Here is a 23,027-nt window from a genome sequence, read left to right on the forward strand (position 1 = left end):
TTCATGCGAAAGTCCTGGCAAAAAATCTTACATGGATATTAGCATCACCTGCTCAAGATGTAATAGAGAAAAAGGATGATAAAAAAAAGCACGAACATCAATTGAATATGACACAGGCAATTTCAAAATCCAAAGATACACTCTTTTTACTTTTTGAAAGACCTCGTGAAATAATTGAACAGCTAATCCAGCAAATTCATACACTTTTTATGGGAGCAACAGAACCGATTAGACCTGGGCGTAAATTTGAACGAAAACATAAAGTTGCCAAAAGGGAGCATCATATGAATTTAAAACCTTGCCGTTAACTTTATGACATTGAGGTCATGGGACAAGCTACTCCGATTTATCTTACCTTTTCAATTCTGGTTTTTATTCAATGTATCAAATGGCTTTGCAAACACTGCTGATCAGGACAAAACCACAGGTAATGCCGGGTTCCGTGCCCTGGCTGTAAAGTCCGTTAATAATCCGTAAAGCCCAATAAATTCAAAAATTTTCAATAAGTCAAGTGTCTTGGTGAGGGGAAATCATGAAATTAAAAACAAATCTGATCGCTTTGGCGGCAAGTGTCATTCTTGTTCTCATTATCACGGGAAGCGGTCTTGTTTATACGGAACACGAAATAGACAACGCCCTGTCTGCAAGTAAAACCATTACCTTAATTGTGAATGAGGTGTTTCAACTGAACCGGCTGGCAGCCGATGTCAACCGGGCCGGCATCCCGCGCACCCGCCTGCAGTGGCAGTGGAAAATGGATGGGCTGGAAACCCTTGTCTCAAGTTTTCCCCAGGGCGACGCCGCGGTGGATAAAATGCGCGTTGAAATGATTCAGTTGAACCTGATTCTGAAGGGGTATATGCAGACCTGTGAAGATGTATTCGCCCTGGGCAGCCGGGACAGCTTTAACCGGGCAATACAGTTCCGGATCCAGAACCTGACCACGTATCTTCATTCAATGTCTTCCCTCACCCAGGGGCTTCTGGTTGAAAGCTACGCCCATGTCCAGAAGGTCCGGGGGCAACAGAGAACTTTTTTAATTGTCAGTGTTGGCACCTGGTGCATTTTGCTGGTTTTCTGGACCCTGACGCTCTGGTCGGGCATCATGACACCGGTGCACAAGCTCCTGCATTCCACTGCCGTTGTCAGGCAGGGCAACCTGGCCCACCGGGTGGCGGTAAAAGACAACGGCCATGAAATGGATGCGCTTTTAATATCGTTCAATGCCATGCTGGACCGCCTGGAAAGCCTGACCAAAACCCGGAAGACCGTATTTGATATCACGGACAGGGAACAGGCATGGGTGGGGCGCCAGCTCAATGAAGAAATCAGCCAGATTGTAACCGGTATCAAACTTCATCTGGCTGTACTTAAAAATGAAAATACCGATAATCATATCATTGGAAAAATTTCCTTTTACCTGGATCAGATACAGGCTGAAATCAAACAAATACTGAAAAAAATGCAGCCGGTCATGCTGGAGGAATTCGGCCTTGCCACCACCCTGGAATGGTTTTGTGACGAGATCGGCAAAAATACGGACATCCGGCTTGATGTACCGGCCAATGATGAAGGGATTCCCAAAAGACTCCACATACCGATTTTCAGAATTGTCCAGGAAGCTGCCAATAATGCCCTGAGCCACGGGCAGCCGGATCAAATTTCCATCCGGATCAACGACCATGGCAATATTGTCTGCCTGACCATCAAGGATGACGGCAAGGGATTTGAGTTGTCCAAGATCCAAAAAGGCCGGGGCCTGACCGCCATGCAGGTCCGGTGCGCCACGGAACAGGGCGATTTTTCCGTGGCATCCGAACCGGAAAAAGGCTGCTGTATCACGGCTTCATTCCCGGTTCGGACAAATTCGGACCGTCCCGTCAATTCCGGGACAGATTTGTATCAGGCCGCGTTCATATAGAGTCAACGCCCTTATTAATCAATTTCTTCGAAGCCTAAGTCCATGGAGGCCAGGCACTCTGAACATTCCATTGTGGCATTTTCAAGATCAGGATATTTCTCTTTGATCTCTTCTTCGGTCATGGTTGATAAATGGCTGCATCCGCACTGCGGGCAGATGCCTTTGATTCTGTGGTTCTTTGTTTTCTTTTCAGTCATGATTCTCTCCTTGTTATAGGGTGATGGTCAAGCGCTGGTTAAGCCGGCTTCAAACAAAACAGGCTTAATTGAAAATAGAATATACAATTTATGTGCCAGATAATTGCTTTGGTTTTAAAAAAAATGAGGGACAGACCACAGTAGTTGTGGATATTAAAAAAAATGGTACAATACAAATTATTAGTGCGGCGGTTTTAATTTTTTTGTCCTGGATAATGATCAATTGTACAAACCGGAAAACCCCATCGAATTGATGGGTATAAAGGGGATAAATATGAGGGAAAAAAATCTGAGTCTTGATGAAGTACTCAACGTGCTCAAGGAACGAAAATCAATATTTGAAAAAAAATTCGGAATCAGTGCCATAGGTGTTTTTGGTTCTTTTGCAAATGGAAAGAGCGGACCTGGAAGTGATGTGGATGTTGTGGTGAAGATGGTCAAACCTGATCTTTTTTACATGGTTCATATTAAAGAAGAACTTGAGAACGATTACCAGACAAAAGTTGATATTATCCATTATCGTGACAAAATGAATGCGTTTTTAAAAAAGCGTATTGATTCAGAGGCTGTTTATGTTTGATACGGAACTTGTAGATGAAATACTCAGCCAAATTCTAACGGCCGCACACCGTATTGAGAGACGATCCGGAGATATCTTTGAGCCCGATGATTTTCTTATTTCCGATGCAGGAATCAGCAATTATAAATTTGACCAGCACACAATTGTGCGGTGCCCACCATATCCTCCAGCGGTGGGCACAAAAAACGTGCCCACCCTACCGGCTGGGCTTGATTTTTTACCATGAAGTACATGAAGAGCATGAAGAAGTCCATTCTTCATGTACTTCGTGCGCTTCATGGTTTTAATACTGACGTCAAGAGATATCCGCGTTACCCGGGGTTTTCTTCTGGGCCATGTAATACAGAACCGGCACCGCCATTCTGGAAATCAGCAGGGAGGCAATCTCACCAAACATCAGTGAAATGGCCAGACCCTGGAAAATCGGGTCTGCCAGGATCACCGAAGCGCCCACAACAACCGCCAGGGCTGTCAGCAGCATGGGCCGGAACCGGATGGCACCGGCTTCCACAACAGCCTCGGCCAGGGGCAGACCATGGCTTCGGCGCAGTTCGATAAAATCCACCAGAATAATGGAATTCCTCACCACAATCCCTGCACCTGCCATAAATCCGATCATTGAGGTGGCGGTAAAAAATGCCCCGAGTGCCCAATGCGCGGGCAGGATGCCGATCAAAGAAAACGGAATGGCCGCCATCACCACCAGCGGCGTGACATAGCTTTTAAACCAGCCCACCATGAGCATATATATAAGCACCATGACCACGCAAAACGCCAGGCCCAGATCCCGGAACACCTCCAGGGTAATATGCCACTCCCCGTCCCATTTGATGGAGGGCTCGGACGGGTTAAACGGCTGCTTCAGGTTATATACAGCCACATGGTCCAGGCTTCCGCCAAAATCCCTGCCAGACAGCTTCCCAAGCGCTTTATTCATCTCAAGGATGGGGTACACCGGACTCTCTGCCGCGCCTGCCACATCACCTGTCACGTAAATCACCGGCTTCAGGTTCTTCCGGTAGATGGGCTGGTCCACGGGTGCCCGGCCCAGGGTCACCAGTTCACGCAAGGGCGTCAGGACCGATGCCGGATTGCGCGGATTGCGCAGCCCGATGTTCAGGATAGAATCAATCCGGGCGCGTTCAGCTTTGGGAAGTTCAAATACAATATTGATCTCTTCCTTGTCCCGGGGCTGGTGGAACAGGTCCACGGACAATCCGGAAAGCCCCATATTCACAGCCTGGGTAATGTCGCCTTCACTGATGCCGTGCAGCGCGGCTTTTTCCTTGTCCACCGTGATAATGGTCTTTTCGCGGTCTGTCTGCCTGTACCAGTCAATATCCACCACACCATCTGTCCGGGCAAAAATCTGTTTGACCTTTTTGGCCAAAGCCAGGCGCGAGGCCTGGTTGGGGCCGTAGACCTCGGCAACCAGGGTCTGGAGGACCGGCGGACCCGGGGGCACTTCGGCAACCGCAATGGTGGCCCCGTATTTTTGGGCAATGGCCGCCAAGGCCGGACGCACCTTTTTGGCAATTTCATGGCTTTGCCGGTCACGATCCTGTTTGGATGCCAGGTTGACCTGAATGTCTGCCACATCAGGACCCGACCGCATGAAATAATGCCGGACCAGACCGTTGAAATTATACGGGGAGGCCGTGCCTGCGTAAATCTGATAATCAGTGACATCCGGTTCCTGTTTGATCACCTGGGCCATCTCCATGGCCACCTGCGTAGTCTGCTCCAGGGTGCCGCCTTCGGGCATGTCCAGAATCACCTGAAATTCAGACTTATTGTCAAAGGGCAGCATCTTCACTTTCACCAGGCCCAACACAACCATGGCACAAGACCCCAACAGCATGGCAATGATGATACAGAAAAACAGGATACGCCAGCCACCGTGGGCCAGCAGCGGATCCATGATATGGTGATAAAACCGGGTAAACGGATCATCCGGGGCATGGTCCGGATCATGGCCTTCCTCTATTACCCCGGTGTCTCCTGCTGCCGCTTGTTTGCGTTTTAAAATATGGGTGGCAGCCCAGGGGGTAATGGTAAACGCAATAATCAGGGAAAAGACCATGGCAGCCGACGCCCCCACCGGGATGGGGCGCATGTACGGTCCCATGAGACCGCCCACAAAAGCCATGGGTAAAATCGCGGCAATCACGGCCCATGTGGCCAGAACCGTTGGATTGCCCACCTCGCTCACCGCAATGATGGCAATATCTTTGAAGGAACGGGACCGGTTCTCCGGCAGCCGCATGTGTCTGACAATATTTTCCACCACCACAATGGCATCATCCACCAGAATGCCGATGGAAAAAATCAGGGCGAACAGGGTGATCCGGTTCAGGGTATAGCCGTGTAAATAGAAAAGCAGCAGGGTCAGGGACAAGGTGGAAGGGATGGCCAGCATGACGATCATGGACTCCCGCCATCCCAGAAAAATCAGGATGAGCAGGGCCACCCCGAACACGGCAATACCCATGTGCAAAAGCAGTTCATTGGATTTTTCAGCCGCGGTCTCCCCATAGTCCCGGGTCACGGTAACGTCCACATCGCCGGGAATCAGGCTGCCTTTAAGCTGGTCCACCCGGGTTAAAACTTTTTTCACCACATCAACGGCATTGGCACCGGGCCGTTTGGCCACGGAAAGGGTGACAGCTGCTTCGGGATCATGGCGGTCCTTGCTGCCGAACAATACATAAGAGTCAGGCTCCTGGGGGCCGTCAATAATTTTTGCCACCTGGTGCAGGTAAACCGGATTGCCGCTGTAAACACCGATGACGATATTGCCGATATCTTCGGCGCTTTCCAGGAAGGTGCCGGTCTGGATCAGCATTTCCCGGTTATTGGCCTGGGTGACCCCTGAAAACGACCGGCGGTTGGCCTCGGTAAGGTGATTGATCAGATCAAAAGGCGTCAGATTCCGGGCCGCCAGCTGCAACGGATCAAACAGCACACGCACCTGGCGGCGGGTTCCGCCAATCAATTTGGTTTCAGAGACCTCAAAAATGGATTTCACCTCATCATCCACCTGGGCGGCCAGCCTGCGCAGCATAAAATGGTCATAGGTTTTGGAATGAAAGGTCAACGCCAGAATCGGCACATCGTCAATGGTATGCGGCTTGATCATGGGCATGGACACGCCGTGGGGAATCCGGTCAAAATTGGTTTGCAGCTTCTGGTTCAGCCGGACAATGGAAGTTTCCAGATCCTGGCCCACATAGAAACGGACCACCAGCATACTTTTACCCGGCATGGAAGTGGAGTAGATATACTCCACGCCGGGCAGTTCATAGAGCAGCTTTTCCATGGGGATGCTTAAACGCTGTTCCACCTCTTTGGCACTCGCCCCGGGCATGGCAACCATGACATCAATCATCGGCACTTTAATCTGGGGTTCCTCTTCCCTGGGCAGCAGGGTAATGGCCATGACCCCGAGCAGAAGCGAGGCAATAATGCCAATCAAAGTCAGTTTGGATTCAACAAAGGTCGCGGCCAACCAGCCGGCAAACCCCTTATGTTCGGGAGACTGTTGTTCGTTCATGGGATTTCTCTATTCCGTTTTTATGGGCTGTCCGTCCACGAGATGTTCATTGTTTTTGAAAATAACCGTTTCACCGGGATTCAGACCAGCCACAATCTCCGTGAGTCCGTCCTGGCGCATGCCGGTTCGTACCAGGCGAAGATGGGCTTTGTTGCCGGCAGCCACAAAGACACGTTCCATCTGTCCCTTGGGTAACACGGTGCTGTCTGGCACAAACAGGGATGTCCTGGCCTGTCCGGGCAGCTTGACCCGGGCAAACTGCCCGGTGCGCAATTTCTCGTTGAACAAAAGATCAATGGTGACCGGTGCTGTCCGGGAGACAGGATCAGCCGAAGGGGCCACCTGGGCCACGGTACCGTTGATGGTCAGTCCGGCCGTGGGGATGGTGACCGTAAGTGTCTGGCCCGGTGCAACCTGCAGCACCAGGCTTTCGGGTACGGCACACACCGCCTGCATGTTCTGATCATTTTCAATGCGCAGCAGCACCGTGCCGGGTGTGGCCAGATCCCCGGCATGTACATTTTTCGCCGTGATCACGCCGGAAAACGGCGCGGTGATGGTGACATAACCAAGCATGGTCCGGGCCCCCTGCACCGCTGCCTTTGCCACTGCATACTGATCCTGCATGGATTTGACGGTTTCAGCCGTGGTGGCATTTTTTTTTAAAAGTTTCTGTTCCCGGGAAAGATTGCGCTCGGCCTGATTGAGCCGGGCCTGGGCCTGATTAAGCTGGGCCTCGATTTCCCGGGCACTGATTTTAACCAGTAGGTCGCCTTTGTTTACACGAGAGCCCAGAACCACGGGCACTTGAGTCACGACACCCGTCACTTTGGCGGCAATGGCCGCACGTTCAACAGCCTGCAGGGTTCCCACAACCTCCACAAGTGTGGGTACGGTCTGCTCAATTACTGTGGAAGTCTGCACCGCTGCAACAGGCAGCGCAGGGGATGTCTCCTGTGCCCGGGCACCAACGCCCGGGACCAGGATCATCATCAGAACAAACAGAAGGTGTGTACGAATTTTCATTGTAATACCCATTGCCTTAAAAATGTTATTATTATTATTCGGAATATTGCAGTAATCCGCAGGCCCGTCTTAAATTGGCAACTGCGATGCGGTGTTCCGCATTGGCCAGTGTGTGGCGGACCTGGGCTTCTGTCAGCCGGTTTTCCGCATCAATCAATTCCGAAGAAAGCACAAGCCCTGCCTTGAATCGTTCCCGGAAAAGGCAGGCAGACGCCTGGGCAGATGCCACCATCTTTTCGGTTACCCGGCACCGTTTGTCTGTCTGGTCAAGAGTCAAAACAGCCTGCCGGATTTCCAGGGCATAGGCCAGCTCCATTTTCCGAAGTTCATCCTTTTCCTGGGCCAGTGCGATGCTGGCCTGTTGAACCCTGGCATCTGTCTGTTTTCCGTCAAACAGCGTCATATTGACGCGGATTCCGGCCATCCATGAGTCGCCGGAGCCGCTGCCTATCTCAAACCCCTTGTCCACCTGATAGGAACCAAAGGCATCGGCCGTGGGGTAATATCCACTTTTGGCCTGGCGAAGTCCGGCCTGCCTTGCCTGAATCAGAAACTGCATGGCCAAGATTTCCGACCTGTCTTTAAAATCAGGCTGTGTGGGCACAGGCTGTAAAGGGGTCTGGTCAAGGTTGATGTCCACCTGGTTTCCGGTCAGCCCCAGCACATTCAAAAGACTTTGTTTTGAAAGGGCAAGACCATGCTGTGCCTGAATCAAATCTTCACTGGCAAGGGACTGCTGTACCTCCAGGTTCAACAGCTCCTGTTTGAGCAGATCCCCTTCCTCAAACCGGGCCCTGGCCGCCTGTATTGATGCGTCAATGGCCTGAACCGCCGCTTGCCTTGCGCTGACATTCCCCTTGGCCTGGACAATGTTAAAAAAGGATTTTACCACGGCAAAGCCAAGGCTGTTTTTAACGGCTTTTTCCTGGAGCATGGCCGCTTTTTTCCGGGCATTGGCAGCATCCACGCCGGCCTGGCTTCGCCCGCCGTTATATATGCGGTATGTCAGCCCAAGCATAAACTGAAGATCATCGGTTTCGCCGGGGTTGTTAAAATCAATACTGTTGGAAAACACCCCCTGGTTAAGAATATTTCCAAATGAATACATGGGGTTGTTGGTGCGCGAATATCCTGCCTGGGCTCCCAATTGAGGATAGAAGGCTGCGCTGGCTTCTTTTATGGCGGCTGCGGATGCGGCAATTCGCTTCAGCGCAATCTGTGCGTCGGGATTATTCTGCAGGGCAAACCGGACCGCTTCAGGTCCTGTCCACACCTCCGGTACAGTGTCCTGGGCAAAAGACAGGGGCACATGGGACATCGTGCAGCATAAACAAATTGCCATAATCATACGGACAGCAGCGATCCCGAACCCGTTACAACTTTTTCTGTAATTAAAAATCCATGTCTTCATAATACCGCCTAAATCATCTTTGCCATGTTAAATTTGTTACATTTATACCTGAACTGAAAAAGAACAGGCATGCATTTCCGAATCCAATTTAATTGCCGCATTTCCCCGTACTTTTTATTGTATCGTTTTTAAGCAGATACTATACCATAGTAATTTATCATAATCAGTTTTTATCCATTTTTTACTGATATTAAACGCTTATTGTAATATTTGTAGTTAAAATATAAAAAAAATCGTTCTTTAATGGTTCGTTATTTTCATTTAACCACCTGCAAACAAAGAAATATGTATTCAACCTGAGACAGAAAACACTTATGTATCATCCGATACCGGTTTCACGGAAACGCCCATACAACCCGCCCATGTCACCGTCAGTGCTTTTCTGCCAACGCACCCGTCAAAACGATAAACTTTAATATGGTGTTATGATTAATTTTATTCCATAATACCTTTATTTTAAAGCTTTTTTATAAAACCATCGAATAGACGGATTGGATATAACCCCTTGTTAAATGGCACTATTATTATTATTGCTTTGATTTTAGGCAGTTACTTTGCCTTTTCCAAACATCTGTCTCAATCTTCAAATTGGAAAGCCACGGTCACGCCTCTGGCATCAATCATGGGAAGCGGTTTTTTGATCAGCGCACCGCTTCTGGCCGGGACCGTCGGCAACCTGGCTGTGATATGCATGGCACTGCTTCTTGCCCTGGCATTTCTTGTGGGTGAGGCCATCCGGTTCAATATCCGTCATTTTGAACCCATTGAAACCCATGGGCGCGGTTTCGCACAAGGCGTGGCTTTTTTCTCCAGGATTGTACTAACCTGTGCGTATTTCATCTCAATCACCTATTACCTGCAATTGCTGTCAGCCTTTCTTCTAAACAGCTTGGGTATTAAAAACGAATTTGCGGCCAACGGCATCACCACAGCACTTCTGGTGACCATCGGGGGAATCGGGATGTGGCGGGGGCTGGATGAACTGGAAAAAGTTGAAAAATATGCCATTGCCTTAAATCTTGGGATGATCGGCGCTCTTTTAGCCGGCCTGGGCATTTATAATTTTCAGCGGGCTGCAGGCGGACTCTGGGAACTGCCTGGGATTTCATCTGCGATCAATTTTCATGATTTAAGAGTGCTGCTCGGGCTTCTAATTGTTGTGCAGGGATTTGAAACCTCCCGCTATCTTGGAAAGGAACATACAGCAGACCAACGAATCAGCACCATGCGGGCTGCCCAGTTGATCTCCACAGGCATTTATCTGACCTTCATTGCTCTGGCAACCATACTGTTTCACAAAAATCTTGGATCGGATGTAACGGCAATCATCAGCATGTCAAAGCCTGTGGCATCTGTACTGCCACTGCTGCTTTCCGTTGCCGCCATTGGAAGCCAATTCAGTGCTTCTGTGGCAGATACCTCAGGTGCCGGCGGATTAATCCAGGATATCATCCACGGCAAGCTTTCCATACGAACCACTTACCTTTTAGTCATTATCGTCACCGTGGCACTCACCTGGGCAACCAATGTCAATGAAATTATTGCCTATGCCTCAAGGGCATTTGCGCTTTATTATATGCTGCAATGCGGGGTTGCATGGATTGTTGCCTGGCAGAACAAGACACTTGCCAACAGGTCAAGGCGCCTTTGGCTTTTTGGGTTGCTGGCCCTGGTTTGCCTTTTGGTCTTTACCCTTGGTATCCCGTCGGGATAACAAGCCACCACTGGCGGACAACCGGCACAGTATCATTGTTTTTTAATACAAGCTTAGATAACGATTAGTTAAATATAACAATATCCCCCCGGGGCCGACAAAAATTTCATATGCAGGTCCCAGGGGGATATTTTTCTAACAGACCGGGCTATCCCATGGCCTAGATACGTGTTGGGCCATGACCGGGAACAAGCCGGTCTTTTTCTTTGTCAAGGCGGAAGGACACAGTCTCTCCTTCCAGATACTCCCCTTTAAGCAATGCCAAGGACAGCGGATTTTCGATTTCCTGCTGGATCACACGTTTGAGCGGACGGGCCCCAAACCCGGGATCATAACCCTTTTGCGCCAAAAAGGCCATGGCGTCATCATCCAGATGAACAGCCAGGTTCCTGGCGGCCAGCCGCCGGTTCAGGGCCGCAATCTGGATGGCGGCAATGTCCATGATATGCTCGCGTTCCAGGGCATGGAAGGTGATGATCTCATCAATCCGGTTCAAAAATTCCGGCCTGAATGCGGCTTTAAGGGCCTGCTGCACCGCCTGTTCCACCGCTTCGGCCGACGCGCCATTCCCCGCTTCAAGCAGTATTCTGGACCCGATATTGGATGTCATGATGATGATGGTGTTCCTGAAATCCACGGTCCGGCCATGGCCATCGGTCATCCGGCCGTCGTCCAGGGCCTGGAGCAGGATGTTGAACACGTCCGGGTGGGCCTTTTCAATCTCGTCGAACAGAATAACACTATAGGGCCTGCGCCGCACCGCCTCGGTGAGGTAGCCACCCTGGTCATATCCCACATAGCCGGGAGGGGCACCGATGAGACGGGCCACACTGTGCTTTTCCATGTACTCGGACATATCCAGCCGCACCATGGCGTCCTTAGAATCAAACATGAACTCGGCCAGGGATTTGGCCAGTTCGGTTTTACCCACACCCGTGGGTCCCATGAAGATAAAGGTACCAATGGGCCGGTCTTCGGGCTGCAAACCGGACCTGGCCCGCCGCACAGCATTGGAAACCGCATCAATGGCCTTTTCCTGGCCGATCACCCGTTTGGCAATATACGATTCCATGGCGATCAGTTTTTCCTGCTCACCCTGGAGCATCTTGGATACGGGGATGCCGGTCCAGGTGGAGACCACCTCAGCCACATCCGTCTCTTCCACATCTTCTTTAAGCATCTTGCAGGTCTGCTGCAGACTTGCAAGACTGAGCTTTTTCTCCTCAATTTTTCTGTTCAGATCCGCAATGGTGCCGTACCTGATCTGGGCCACCTTTGCAAGGTCCCCGGCACGCTCGGCAAGCTGGGCCTCGGTCTGGAACCGGTCAATATCCTCCCTGAGCCCTGAGATCTCCCGGATAATGGATTTCTCATTATCCCAGTGCAGCTTCAAGGGCCGGATCTCCTCTTCCATGGTTGCAATATTTTTCTCCAGGTGTTCGAGACGCTCCCTGGAGGCTTTGTCCTTTTCCTTGATCAGGGCCTGGCGCTCAATGGCCGCCTGGGTCAGCCGCCGCTGGATCTCGTCAATGGCCCGGGGCATGGAGTCTATTTCGATACGAAGCTTGGATGCGCACTCATCAATCAGGTCAATGGCCTTGTCCGGCAGAAACCGGTCGGCAATGTACCGGTGGGACAGGGTGGCGGCCGCCACCAGGGCGGAGTCCTTGATCCGGATGCCGTGGTGCACCTCGTATTTTTCCTTCAGCCCCCTGAGGATGGAGATGGTGTCTTCCACCGTGGGTTCCTTGGCCATGACCGGCTGGAAACGCCGCTCCAGAGCTGCATCCTTTTCAATATATTTTCTGTACTCGTCCAGGGTGGTGGCCCCCACACAGCGCAGACTGCCCCGGGCCAGGGCCGGTTTAAGCATATTGGAGGCATCCACGGATCCCTCGGCAGCACCTGCCCCCACCACCGTATGCAACTCGTCAATGAAGAGAACAATTTCCCCCTCGGCAGCCTCAACCTCTTTTAATACCGCTTTGAGACGGTCCTCAAATTCGCCCCGGAATTTTGCCCCGGCAAGCATTGCCCCCATATCCAGGGCAATGACCCGCCGGTTTTTCAGGGTTTCGGACACATCGCCTTCCACAATCCGCTGGGCCAGGCCTTCCACAATGGCGGTTTTGCCGACCCCCGGCTCGCCAATGAGCACAGGATTGTTTTTCCGGCGCCGGGACAATACCTGAACGATTCGCCGGATCTCCTCATCCCGCCCAATAACCGGGTCCAGTTTACCCTGGCGTGCCAGATCAGTCAGGTCTTTTCCGAATTTTTCCAAAGATTGGTACTTATCTTCGGGATTCTGGTCAGTCACCCGCTGGTTACCCCGGATATCCTTGAGTACGGACAGGATCACGTCTCTTTTAACGCCCAGCCCCGTAAGGATTTCGCCCGCCTTGTCCCGGCCCTGGGTTAGGCTGATCAATATATGCTCAAGGCTGACATACTGATCCTTCATCTTTGCGGCCTCCTTAAAGGCCAGATCCAGCATTTTCCGTCCGGCTTCGGACAGATAGGGCTGTCCCCCGGACACCTTGACCATATTGTCCAGGGCAGATGACACGAGCTGTACCACATCACCGGGATTGACACCTATTTTATTGAATATGGATACAGCAATGCCCTGGGAATCGGCCAGCATGGCCCCCAGAAAGTGGACGGGCTCAATGGCCTGCTGACCCTTTTCAACCGCAAGCGTGTGGGCCTGCTGGAACAATTCCTGGGATTTCACCGTCAATTTATCAAAATTCATAATGCACCTCCAGATACATATTACTTTTTATTTATTACAGCCTAAAAGTAATGGCATTTTTATACCCGTCAACATCTATCTCAAATAAAATACCCAGAGAATCAACAGGCACATTAAATTTATGAATTTGCAAAACATCATTATACTATGCTATTTGAATAAAAAAAATGCTACCATTTTATTTGAACAATAACACCATTAATCGCAACGCAATTTAAAGAAAATGAACAAAGACTTCATTCCTGTTAAAAGATCCCAGATCCCGTTGTTCAAAGATTTTCCCCTGTTCTATTTTTCAAAAGAAAATGAACCGCTGCTTTATAAAAAAGAGGGCGAACCGCTTAAAGATCCCCGGATCAGGAACGGTCAGTTTCCGGAACTTTTTATCCGCGCATCTGACAGGGGAAAAGCCTCCAAAGCCCTTTACAAAACAATGAACGCCTATTTGTCGGAAACCATTTTCTCCCAGGGATATGTTTACATAAAGCAGGCGTTGAGCACCATTGTCCAGGAAGCCCTGGAAGGTCCGCTGAATGTTTCAGGCAAAATGCTGCCGGAGACCTTGGAGATCCTGTTCCAGGGTTACAGCGAAAATAAAATTCTGGTGAAATCCCTTGCAAAACTTTCCAGTTATTCAGACCAGCTGGCGGACCACACTGTAAATATTTTGTTCTTAACCATGCAGTTCTGCATATTCCACCACTATTCCGAAGCAGAAGTCAAAAAGCTCGGGGTCAGTGCCATTCTCCATGACATCGGCTGCACAAAACTTCCCCCGGAAATTTACAACACCAAGACCCAATTATCAGACACCCAGTTCAAGGGACATCAGAGCCATACGGTAAAGGGATACCGCACCATTAAAAACAGCGCCTCGTTTGAACCGGAAATTGCCACGGTGGCCCTGGAGCATCATGAAAAACTGGATGGTTCAGGCTATCCCAAGGGTATCACCAATATATCCGAGGAAGCCCAGCTCATCGGGTTGATCATCAGCTACGAACCGTTGACCTACCGGGGCACCAGTCGCCATGGGACGCCCCAGAAACCGTTTCATTCCCTCCAGCTTTTAAAAAACGAGGTCATCGCAGGCAAATACAGCAGGCGCATGTTTGTCAATTTCTGCTCCTGCCTGAGCAGCTAAGGACCGCAAATTTTATAACAGCCACGGGTTGGCCCTATATTTTTCGTACATCTTGTCAAACCGCCTGTCCCGCCTGATCTTTAAAAAAAACATCCAGCCAGGCCGGCAAATTGTGGATCATTATTTGGGATATCTCCCGGACTATATTTCTATATTTTCGCAATCTATATTCTTGTTACAGAAAAAGTATTTTTTCTTGACTGTCTTTCTCCCAGGCGGTTGCCTTGGCTGGAACATGTCTTGCAAAATTTTTGCGGATGAAACCCAAAAGGTATCAACAGGATAATTAAAAGGAGAAAAAGATTATGGAGATTATCATCAAAGACGCACGCCCCCTCGATATTGATCAGATGCTGCCCCTGCTGGCCCAGCTTTTTGAAATAGAACAGGATTTTGAATTCAATTCCAGAGTCCAGACCCGGGGGCTGCGGCTGATGCTGGACGGGTGCGGAAAGCACAGAGCCGTAAAGGTGGCGTGGATGAATGACACAATTGTCGGAATGTGCACAGCCCAGACCCGGATTTCAACGGCCCAGGGCAATATCAGTGCAGTGGTGGAAGACCTGGTTGTGGACCGTGAATACAGAAACAAAGGCATAGCAAGTCTTTTGCTGTCTGCCATTGAAGGCTGGGCCGTAAACAAAGGGATAAAATCCATCTCCCTGCTCGCAGACAAAGATAACCATAAAGGGCTTGATTTTTATGATAAAAAAGCGTGGAAACGCACCGCATTGGTCTGCCTGGTCAAATCCATGGGTCAAGATCCCATGTAATACCTTAAACCCGAAGATCTTCTTCGCATATCTGTCAGAAAAAATGGATGCCGGATAAAAAATTACATTTTTGGCGTTTATAATTATAACCCCATTGAGAAGGCATTATTTGCAGATATCCCGCACATTCTTTTAAATTTTCAAACCCCTTCCATTTAATAGCTGCAAGAATTCATTCAATGAATAATAATCTATTAGTAAATAAAATATTACATATTTGGATCTATATATATTCCATATTTGTAATATTAAAACACTTCTCCATTTATGCTGACATAAATAAAAATTTTTTTTTATTTAAAACAATTTGTAATTCAAACAAGTTAGATTTTTTGCCATTCATCCAAGATTCCGATGGAACACCCGTTGCATTTGTTGGCATTACGACGATCGACAGGTTATGTGCCTGCTCAAAACAACAAAACCTTAATTAAGGAGCTTAAGAAAACAATGAGAAAGGTAGCAATCTACGGAAAAGGCGGCATCGGGAAATCCACTACAACCCAGAATACGGTAGCAGGATTGGTGGAGGCCGGCAAAAAAATTATGATCGTGGGGTGTGATCCCAAGTCTGACTCTACAAGGCTCATGCTCAACGGACTGGCCCAGAAAACCGTTCTGGACACCCTGAGAGAAGAAGGTGAAGATGTTGAACTCGAAGATGTCAGAAAAGAAGGATACGGCGGGGTTCTGTGTACGGAATCAGGCGGGCCGGAACCTGGTGTCGGCTGCGCCGGACGCGGGATCATCACCTCCATCAACCTGCTGGAACAGCTGGGTGCCTATGACGAGGCCCAGAATCTGGATTATGTATTTTATGATGTTCTGGGCGACGTTGTCTGCGGCGGTTTTGCCATGCCTATCCGTGAAGGCAAAGCCCAGGAGATCTACATTGTCGTATCCGGCGAGATGATGGCCATGTACGCGGCCAACAACATCTGCAAGGGTATCGTAAAATTTGCCCAGTCCGGCGGCGTACGTCTCGGCGGCCTGATCTGCAATTCCCGTCAGGTCGACAACGAAGAGGAGATGATTCTGCAGCTGGCCAAGAGACTGGGCACCCAGATGATTCACTTTGTCCCCAGGCACAACATGGTTCAGCAGGCTGAGATCAACAGAAAAACGGTAATTGATTTTGCACCGGATCACCCCCAGGCAGATGAATACCGGGCCCTGGCCAGAAAAGTTGATGAAAATGAAATGTTTGTCATCCCGACGCCCCTTGAGATTGAAGAACTGGAGGCCCTGCTCATTAAATACGGGATCGCTGCGTAACCAATAACCCCCAACCAGAAGGAATATTTAAATGAAAGTAATGATTAAATCCATTGTCCGCCCTGAAAAAGTTAACGCAGTCATGGCCGCCCTCATGGAAGCCGGGTATCCGGCTGTCACCCGGATGAGTGTGGCAGGACGTGGAAAGCAGCGGGGCATAAAAATCGGTGAAATTACCTATGATGAAATTCCCAAGGAGATGCTGATATCGGTGATTGATGAAAAAGATCGTGATTTTCTTCTTAAAACCATTTTAGCCACGGCAAAGACCGGTGAGAAAGGCGCCTTTGGCGACGGCAAGATTTTCATCTCTCCGATCATCGAGTCTTATACCATCAGCTCAGGCAAAAAGGACATCGATCTTGATTCAGACGTAGAGGTGGCATCATGAAAGAAATCATGGCTGTCGTCCGCATGAACAAGATCAATAAGACCAAAAAGGCCCTGATTGACGCGGGCGTCTCTTCCATGACCGCCATGGAGTGCCTGGGACGCGGCAAAGGCCTGGTAAACATGGATCTGCTCAAGGGTGCGGAACAAGGCTATGAAGAGGCCATTGCCCTGTTGGGCCAGAGTGACCGCCTCCACCCCAAGCGGGCCATATTTGTAGTTGTACCCGACAAACTGGTTCAAAAAACCGTAAACACCATTATTGAAGCCAACCAGACCGGAAAGTCAGGAGATGGGGTTATCTGGGTCAAGCCCACCGAAGACTCCATCTCCGTGAGAACATCTGAAAACGGAGATGCCGTTCTTGACGAATTTTAAGCAAAACAACATGAGAGAAAAGATAGGGGTAATCATATGACAGGCGAACGAACCCACACCGTTAACCCGGAAGATATAAAAAAAGAAATTCTGGCAAAATATCCGCCCAAAGTGGCCCGGAAACGCGCCAAACAGATCACGCCGGTGACAAGCGATGAAAAAGACGGCCTCCAGGTAGGAGCCAATGTCAGGACCGTCCCGGGCATCATCACCCAGAGGGGATGCTGCTATGCAGGCTGCAAAGGCGTTATCATGGGTCCGACCCGGGACATCATCAACCTGACCCACGGCCCCATCGGCTGCGGATTCTATTCATGGCTGACCCGGCGCAACCAGACCCGTCCCCCGTCAGACGACGCTGAAAATTATATGACCTACTGCTTTTCCACGGACATGCAGGATGAAGATATTGTTTTCGGCGGGGAAAAGAAACTTAAAGCCGCCATCCAGGAAGCCTATGACATTTTCAAACCCAAGGCCATTTCCATCTTCTCCACCTGTCCGGTGGGCCTGATCGGCGATGATGTCCATGCCGCGGCAAGAGAGATGAAAGAAAAGCTTGGCATCAATATTTTCGGATTCTCCTGTGAAGGATATAAAGGCGTGAGCCAGTCCGCGGGCCATCATATTGCCAACAACACGATTTTTAAACACGTTGTGGGCCTGGATGACACGGTCATGGACGCGAAATACAAAATTAATTTGCTGGGTGAATACAACATCGGCGGCGACGGGTTCATCATTGACGAATTGCTGAATAAATGCGGCATTGAGCTTGTTTCCACATTTTCAGGCAACTCCACCGTTGACCAGTTTGCCAACTGCCACACCGCAGATCTTAATGCGGTCATGTGCCATAGATCCATTAACTATGTGGCAGACATGCTGGAGACAAAGTACGGCATTCCCTGGATAAAAGTCAGTTTTACGGGACCCACGTCAACAATCAACAGCCTGCGCAAAATAGCAGCCTATTTTGAAGACCAGGAACTCATTGACCGGGTGGAAGAGGTCATTGCCGAGGAGATGATTCCTGTTGAGGCCAAAATCAAAGAAGTCAAGGAACGGTGCCAGGGAAAAACAGCCATGATGTTTGTGGGCGGTTCCCGGGCCCACCACTACCAGGAACTGTTCAGGGATATCGGCATGAAGGTGCTTTCCGCCGGATACGAGTTTGCCCACAGGGATGACTATGAAGGACGCCATGTCATTCCGGATATCAAGGTTGATGCCGATTCCAGAAATATTGAAGAGCTGACCATAGAAAAAGATGAAACCCGGTACAACCCCAGAAAGACCGAGGAAGAGATGAAGGCCCTGGAGGAAAAGGGGTATCCGTTTAAATCGTATGACGGCCTGATCCCTGAGATGAACGCGGGTTCCCTGATTATCGACGACATCAGCCATCATGAAACAGAAACCCTTATCGCCATGTACAAACCGGACATCTTTTGTGCCGGCATCAAGGAAAAATACGCAATCCAGAAGCACGGCATCCCCATGAAGCAGCTTCACTCCTATGACACGGGTGGGCCATACGCGGTATTCAAAGGGGCGGTAAACTTTTTTGAGGAAATTGACCGCATGCTCAACGCCAACATCTGGCAGTACCTGGAAGCGCCTTGGCAAAAAGCACCTGAGTTATCCGCCAAGTACGTCTGGGAATAATCAAGATACAAGAAGCGAGAAACAAGAAACAAGAAACGGAGAAACTTATGCTGCTTCGACATACACCCAAAGAGATTAAAGAACGAAAAGTTTTGGCCATTAACCCGGCTAAGACCTGCCAGCCCATCGGGGCCATGTACGCGGCCTTGGGAATCCATGGCTGCCTGCCTCACAGCCATGGTTCCCAGGGCTGCTGCGCCTATCACAGGTCCACGCTGACCCGTCATTACCGTGAACCCATCATGGCGGCCACCTCATCCTTTACTGAAGGGGCATCGGTATTCGGTGGCCAGGCCAACCTGCTCCAGGCCCTTTTAACTATGTTCACCACCTATGACCCGGACATTGTTGCGGTTCACACCACCTGTCTGTCGGAAACCATTGGCGACGACGTTAACCAGATAGTCAAGAAGGCCTATAAAGACGGCACAATCCCCAAAGGCAAGCATGTAATCCACACGTCAACGCCGTCCTATGTGGGATCCCATGTCACAGGCTTTTCCAACATGGTTAAGTCCATGGCAGTCCAGCTTGCTGAAAAGACAGGCAGGGCCAACGGGAAACTGAACATTGTGCCCGGATTTGTGGAACCTTCGGACATGGTTGAAATTAAACGGATCGCCGGAATGCTGGGCATTGACTCCATCCTCTTTCCGGACACCTCCGGCGTTCTGAACGGCCCTTTGACCGGCAAATTCCATATGTACCCCAAGGGCGGCGTTTCAATCAAAGCGTTGAAAAGTATTGGTGACAGCCGGGGCTCCATCGGGCTGGGAGAATGGGCTTCGGCAGATGCGGTCAGAGCCCTTGACGCCCAGTTCAAGGTTCCCTGCCAGGTGCAGGATCTGCCCATCGGTCTTTTGGCCACAGACCGGTTCGTTGATGCCCTGCGCATCGCAGCCGGCGTGTCCGTACCCGATGCGGTTACCCAGGAGCGGGGACAGCTATTAGATGTGATCTCAGACATGCAGCCCCACCTGTACGGCAAAAAGGTGGCCATTGCCGGTGATCCGGACCAGGTGATTGCCTTGACCGAATTTCTGGTCACCATCGGCATGAAACCGGTCCATATCGTTACCGGTACCCCGGGTAAGGCCTTTATCAAACGGATAAAGGAAATCACGGCCCGGTTCGGAGACGATATCAATGTCAAGTGCCCCGGCGATCTGTTCCTCCTGCATCAGTGGATTAAAAACGAACCCGTGGACCTGCTCATCTGCAACACTTACGGCAAATACATTGCCCGGGACGAGGATATTCCGTTTGTACGCCACGGATTTCCCATCCTGGACCGAATCGGCCACTCCTACATCCCCACCGTGGGATACAAAGGCGGGTTGCATCTTCTGGAAAAAATTCTGGGCGTCCTTATGGACCGCACGGACCGGGATGCACCGGAAGAACGATTTGAACTGGTAGAGTAAATTAAAGCAGTAAAGGATAAATAAAATGACCTCCATATCGGTACTCAAGCAGCGGGAAAAACAGATCTACCAGAAGGGTAAACAGCCCTTTGAGATGGAATGTGAAACCAAAAGTCTGGCCGGCGCAGTCAGCCAGCGGGCCTGTGTGTTCTGCGGCTCCAGGGTGGTGCTTTACCCCATTGCCGACGCCTTGCACCTGATCCACGGTCCCATCGGGTGCGCTTCCTATACCTGGGATATCAGAGGCGCCCTGTCTTCGGGCCCGGAGCTTCACCGGATGAGTTTCTCAACGGATCTGTCAGAGACCGATATTATCTACGGCGGAGAAAAAAAGTTGAAAAAGGCATTGCTGGAGCTCATTGACAAATATTCACCCAAAGCGGCCTTTATCTACTGTACCTGTATCGTGGGCATTATTGGAGATGACGTGGACGCGGTCTGCCGCCAGGTGGAAAAAGAGACCGATATTCCTGTCATCCCTGTCCACTCCGAAGGATTTAAAGGAACCAAAAAAGACGGGTACAAGGCAGCCTGCGACGCCTTGTTCAGCCTGATTGAAAGAAACAAAGCCCCCCGGGTCACCATCCCCGATTCCATCAATATCCTGGGCGAATTCAATATTGGCGGAGAGACATGGATCATAAAAAAATACTATGAAGCCATGGGGGTAAAGGTGGTCTCTGTGATCACAGGAGACGGCCGGGTGGATGAAGTGATGCAGGCGGGCAATGCCGCCCTGAACGTGGTCCAGTGTTCAGGGTCGGTCACCCACCTGGCAAAGCAGATGCAGGAAGAGTACGGCATCCCCTATATCCGGGTCTCCTATTTCGGCATTGAAGATACCTCGGATGCCCTGTACCGGGTGGCCGTATTCTTTGATCAGAACCCCGAAATGCTTAAAAAAACCAAGGAATTGATTAAAAAAGAAGTCCAGGCCATTATCCCCAGCCTTGAAACCATGAAAAAAGACCTTGAAGGCAAAAAAGCAGCCATATACGTGGGCGGTGCGTTCAAGGCATTCTCCATGATCAAGGCATTAAGAACCCTTGGCATGGAAGTGGTTCTGGCAGGTTCCCAGACCGGCACCCAGGAAGACTACGAAGTGCTCAGACAGATGTGCAACGAGGGCACCGTGATCCTGGATGACTCAAACCCGCTGGAACTGGCCAAGTATTCCGTTGAAAAAGACGCTGACCTGTTTATCGGCGGCGTCAAGGAACGCCCTATTGCCTATAAAATGGGGATTGGGTTTTGTGACCACAACCATGAACGAAAAATTCCCCTGGTGGGATTTGAAGGCATGGTCAATTTTGCAAAGGAAGTACACGGAACCGTTACAAGCCCGGTATGGGATCTTGTGCCAAGACGACAGACTCCAACCGGAAAGGAAGGTGTGATATGACCCCGAGCAGATCCCATAAGACAACACCATCGTATACCCCCACCCAGAATGCATGCAAAATGTGCACACCTTTGGGGGCGACCCTGGTGTTCCAGGGTATTGAAGGCTGTGTGCCTCTGCTTCACGGCTCCCAGGGATGCTCCACCTATATGCGGCGCTACCTGATCTCCCATTTCAAGGAACCCGTGGATATTGCCTCATCCAACTTCACCGAGGAGACGGCGGTATTCGGCGGCGGTGCCAACCTGAAACTGGCCATTGAAAACGTGGCACGCCAGTATTCCCCGGAGATGATCGGTATCGCCACCACATGCCTGTCCGAAACCATCGGCGATGATGTGCCGTTAATTTTGAACAGCATGGGCAATGCGATTGACGGTACGGCCCTGGTCCATGTATCCACACCGTCGTACACCGGCACCCACGTTGACGGATTTCACGGAGCCGTGGCTGCCGTTGTGGACCGCTTTAACCCGGCGGGCAAAAAAATCGTCTACCGGCCCAAGAAAAAGAAAAAAATAAATCTGTTTCCCGGCATGCTCTCCAACGAAGATCTGCGGCATTTAAAAGATGTTTTCGCGGATTTCCATGTCCCTGTGACCATTCTGCCCGATTATTCGGAGCGTCTGGAAGGACCGTCATGGCAGGAATACCAGGCCATTCAGAAAGGAGGCACCCCTGTTTCCGCCATTGAAAAAATGAATGTGGCTGTCCACAGTATGGAATTGGGTTCCGTGCTGGGCCTGATGGCTGAAAAGGGAACACAGACGGCAGGGACAATCCTAAGCAAACGCTTTGGCATACCCTGCACACGCCTTCCCATTCCCATCGGGGTAAAAGCCACGGACCGCTTTCTGGATGCCCTGTCCCAGATTTCAGGCAGGCCCGTTCCTGAGCGGTACAAGAAAGAAAAATGGCGGCTGGTGGATGCCTATGTGGACGGCAATAAATATGTATCGAAAAAACGGGCACTGATTTACGGTGAAGAGGATTTTGTGGTCTCCATGGCAGGCTTCCTCGCCGAAGTCGGGATTATCCCCGTGATCTGCGCATCCGGCGGCAAAAGCAAAACATTTAATCAAGCCCTTGAAGCGATCCTGCCCGAAACCTTGATTGACCAGATTGTCATCCAGAATGACATGGACTTCACCTGCATGGAAGAGACAGCCGCAGGTATGCCCGAAAACCTTCGGCCGCAAATCATTATCGGCAACTCCAAGGGATATGCCATGGCAAGACGGCTCAAGATCCCGCTGGTCAGGGTGGGGTTTCCCATTCACGACCGGGTGGGGGGATCGCGCATTCTGCACATTGGATACAAAGGTGCCCAGCAATTGTTTGACAATATCGTCAATACGATTCTTACGGCAAGACAGACCGAATCCAGAGTCGGATACTCATATATGTAAATTT

Annotated in this window: 17 protein-coding genes and 1 pseudogene; 13 read left to right on the plus strand and 5 right to left on the minus strand. The window is 50.3% G+C overall.

From position 1 onward, the window contains the following. Window positions 1-308, plus strand: a pseudogene (locus Q366_RS21535) (IS4 family transposase); the annotation flags it as partial. A 224-nt stretch (window positions 309-532) separates the two neighbouring features. Continuing rightward, a complete protein-coding gene (locus Q366_RS07460) occupies window positions 533-1,921 on the plus strand; it encodes a sensor histidine kinase (RefSeq protein ID WP_035237743.1) in 1,389 nt (462 codons plus the stop codon). A 14-nt stretch (window positions 1,922-1,935) separates the two neighbouring features. On the opposite strand, the gene Q366_RS07465 is transcribed toward Q366_RS07460, so the two are convergent. Further along, on the minus strand, window positions 1,936-2,118 hold the full coding sequence (locus tag Q366_RS07465; RefSeq protein ID WP_035237745.1) for a hypothetical protein: 183 nt from the start codon (window positions 2,116-2,118) through the stop codon (window positions 1,936-1,938). Between the two features lie 274 nt (window positions 2,119-2,392). On the opposite strand from Q366_RS07465, the gene Q366_RS07470 reads away from it, so the two are divergent. Continuing rightward, on the plus strand, window positions 2,393-2,698 hold the full coding sequence (locus Q366_RS07470; protein WP_035237747.1) for a nucleotidyltransferase family protein: 306 nt from the start codon (window positions 2,393-2,395) through the stop codon (window positions 2,696-2,698). A 295-nt stretch (window positions 2,699-2,993) separates the two neighbouring features. Here Q366_RS07470 and Q366_RS07480 read toward each other — a convergent pair whose 3' ends face one another. Genes Q366_RS07480 through Q366_RS07490 form a run of 3 tightly spaced genes read right to left on the minus strand, consistent with a single transcriptional unit; the run spans window position 2,994 to window position 8,688 of the window. Continuing rightward, window positions 2,994-6,251: an efflux RND transporter permease subunit gene (locus Q366_RS07480; protein WP_035237750.1), complete on the minus strand. Its 3,258-nt coding sequence runs from the start codon at window positions 6,249-6,251 to the stop codon at window positions 2,994-2,996. Window positions 6,252-6,260: 9 nt separating this feature from the next. Continuing rightward, window positions 6,261-7,277 (minus strand): efflux RND transporter periplasmic adaptor subunit, encoded by a 1,017-nt coding sequence (locus tag Q366_RS07485; RefSeq protein ID WP_035237752.1) that lies wholly within the window; start codon window positions 7,275-7,277, stop codon window positions 6,261-6,263. Between the two features lie 34 nt (window positions 7,278-7,311). Beyond that, window positions 7,312-8,688, minus strand: coding sequence for a TolC family protein (locus Q366_RS07490; RefSeq protein WP_051957890.1), 1,377 nt, complete (start codon window positions 8,686-8,688; stop codon window positions 7,312-7,314). 505 nt (window positions 8,689-9,193) lie between these two features. Between Q366_RS07490 and Q366_RS07495 the strand changes: the two genes are divergently transcribed. Further along, complete coding sequence (locus Q366_RS07495; RefSeq protein ID WP_035237754.1) at window positions 9,194-10,402, plus strand: hypothetical protein; 1,209 nt, start codon at window positions 9,194-9,196, stop codon at window positions 10,400-10,402. Between the two features lie 160 nt (window positions 10,403-10,562). Here Q366_RS07495 and clpB read toward each other — a convergent pair whose 3' ends face one another. After that, on the minus strand, window positions 10,563-13,160 hold the full coding sequence (gene clpB, locus Q366_RS07500) for an ATP-dependent chaperone ClpB (RefSeq protein ID WP_035237755.1): 2,598 nt from the start codon (window positions 13,158-13,160) through the stop codon (window positions 10,563-10,565). Window positions 13,161-13,383: 223 nt separating this feature from the next. Here clpB and Q366_RS07505 point away from each other — a divergent pair, with 223 nt between their 5' ends. From Q366_RS07505 to Q366_RS07550, 9 genes are all read left to right on the plus strand, one after another. Next, window positions 13,384-14,304 (plus strand): HD-GYP domain-containing protein, encoded by a 921-nt coding sequence (locus Q366_RS07505; protein ID WP_035237757.1) that lies wholly within the window; start codon window positions 13,384-13,386, stop codon window positions 14,302-14,304. A 305-nt stretch (window positions 14,305-14,609) separates the two neighbouring features. Beyond that, window positions 14,610-15,077 carry a GNAT family N-acetyltransferase gene (locus Q366_RS07515; RefSeq protein WP_035237760.1) on the plus strand — a complete coding sequence of 156 codons (468 nt, stop codon included), beginning with the start codon at window positions 14,610-14,612 and terminating at the stop codon, window positions 15,075-15,077. Between the two features lie 450 nt (window positions 15,078-15,527). Continuing rightward, window positions 15,528-16,352 (plus strand): nitrogenase iron protein, encoded by an 825-nt coding sequence (gene nifH / locus Q366_RS07520; protein ID WP_035237762.1) that lies wholly within the window; start codon window positions 15,528-15,530, stop codon window positions 16,350-16,352. 31 nt (window positions 16,353-16,383) lie between these two features. Further along, window positions 16,384-16,743 (plus strand): P-II family nitrogen regulator, encoded by a 360-nt coding sequence (locus Q366_RS07525; RefSeq protein ID WP_035237764.1) that lies wholly within the window; start codon window positions 16,384-16,386, stop codon window positions 16,741-16,743. Beyond that, window positions 16,740-17,120 (plus strand): P-II family nitrogen regulator, encoded by a 381-nt coding sequence (locus Q366_RS07530; protein ID WP_035237765.1) that lies wholly within the window; start codon window positions 16,740-16,742, stop codon window positions 17,118-17,120. Before Q366_RS07525 ends, Q366_RS07530 begins: the two co-directional genes overlap by 4 nt. A gap of 36 nt (window positions 17,121-17,156) precedes the next feature. Further along, the gene (gene nifD / locus Q366_RS07535) at window positions 17,157-18,788 is read left to right on the plus strand and encodes a nitrogenase molybdenum-iron protein alpha chain (RefSeq protein WP_035237767.1); all 1,632 of its coding nucleotides are present in this window, start codon (window positions 17,157-17,159) and stop codon (window positions 18,786-18,788) included. Between the two features lie 47 nt (window positions 18,789-18,835). Further along, on the plus strand, window positions 18,836-20,212 hold the full coding sequence (locus Q366_RS07540; RefSeq protein ID WP_035237768.1) for a nitrogenase component 1: 1,377 nt from the start codon (window positions 18,836-18,838) through the stop codon (window positions 20,210-20,212). Window positions 20,213-20,237: 25 nt separating this feature from the next. Next, complete coding sequence (gene nifE, locus Q366_RS07545) at window positions 20,238-21,614, plus strand: nitrogenase iron-molybdenum cofactor biosynthesis protein NifE (RefSeq protein WP_035237770.1); 1,377 nt, start codon at window positions 20,238-20,240, stop codon at window positions 21,612-21,614. Beyond that, window positions 21,611-23,023 carry a nitrogenase component 1 gene (locus Q366_RS07550; RefSeq protein ID WP_035237771.1) on the plus strand — a complete coding sequence of 471 codons (1,413 nt, stop codon included), beginning with the start codon at window positions 21,611-21,613 and terminating at the stop codon, window positions 23,021-23,023. The genes nifE and Q366_RS07550 overlap by 4 nt, the downstream gene beginning before the upstream one ends. Window positions 23,024-23,027: the final 4 nt, after the last annotated feature.

It is taken from the genome of Desulfobacter vibrioformis DSM 8776 (assembly GCF_000745975.1).
GTDB lineage: Bacteria > Desulfobacterota > Desulfobacteria > Desulfobacterales > Desulfobacteraceae > Desulfobacter > Desulfobacter vibrioformis.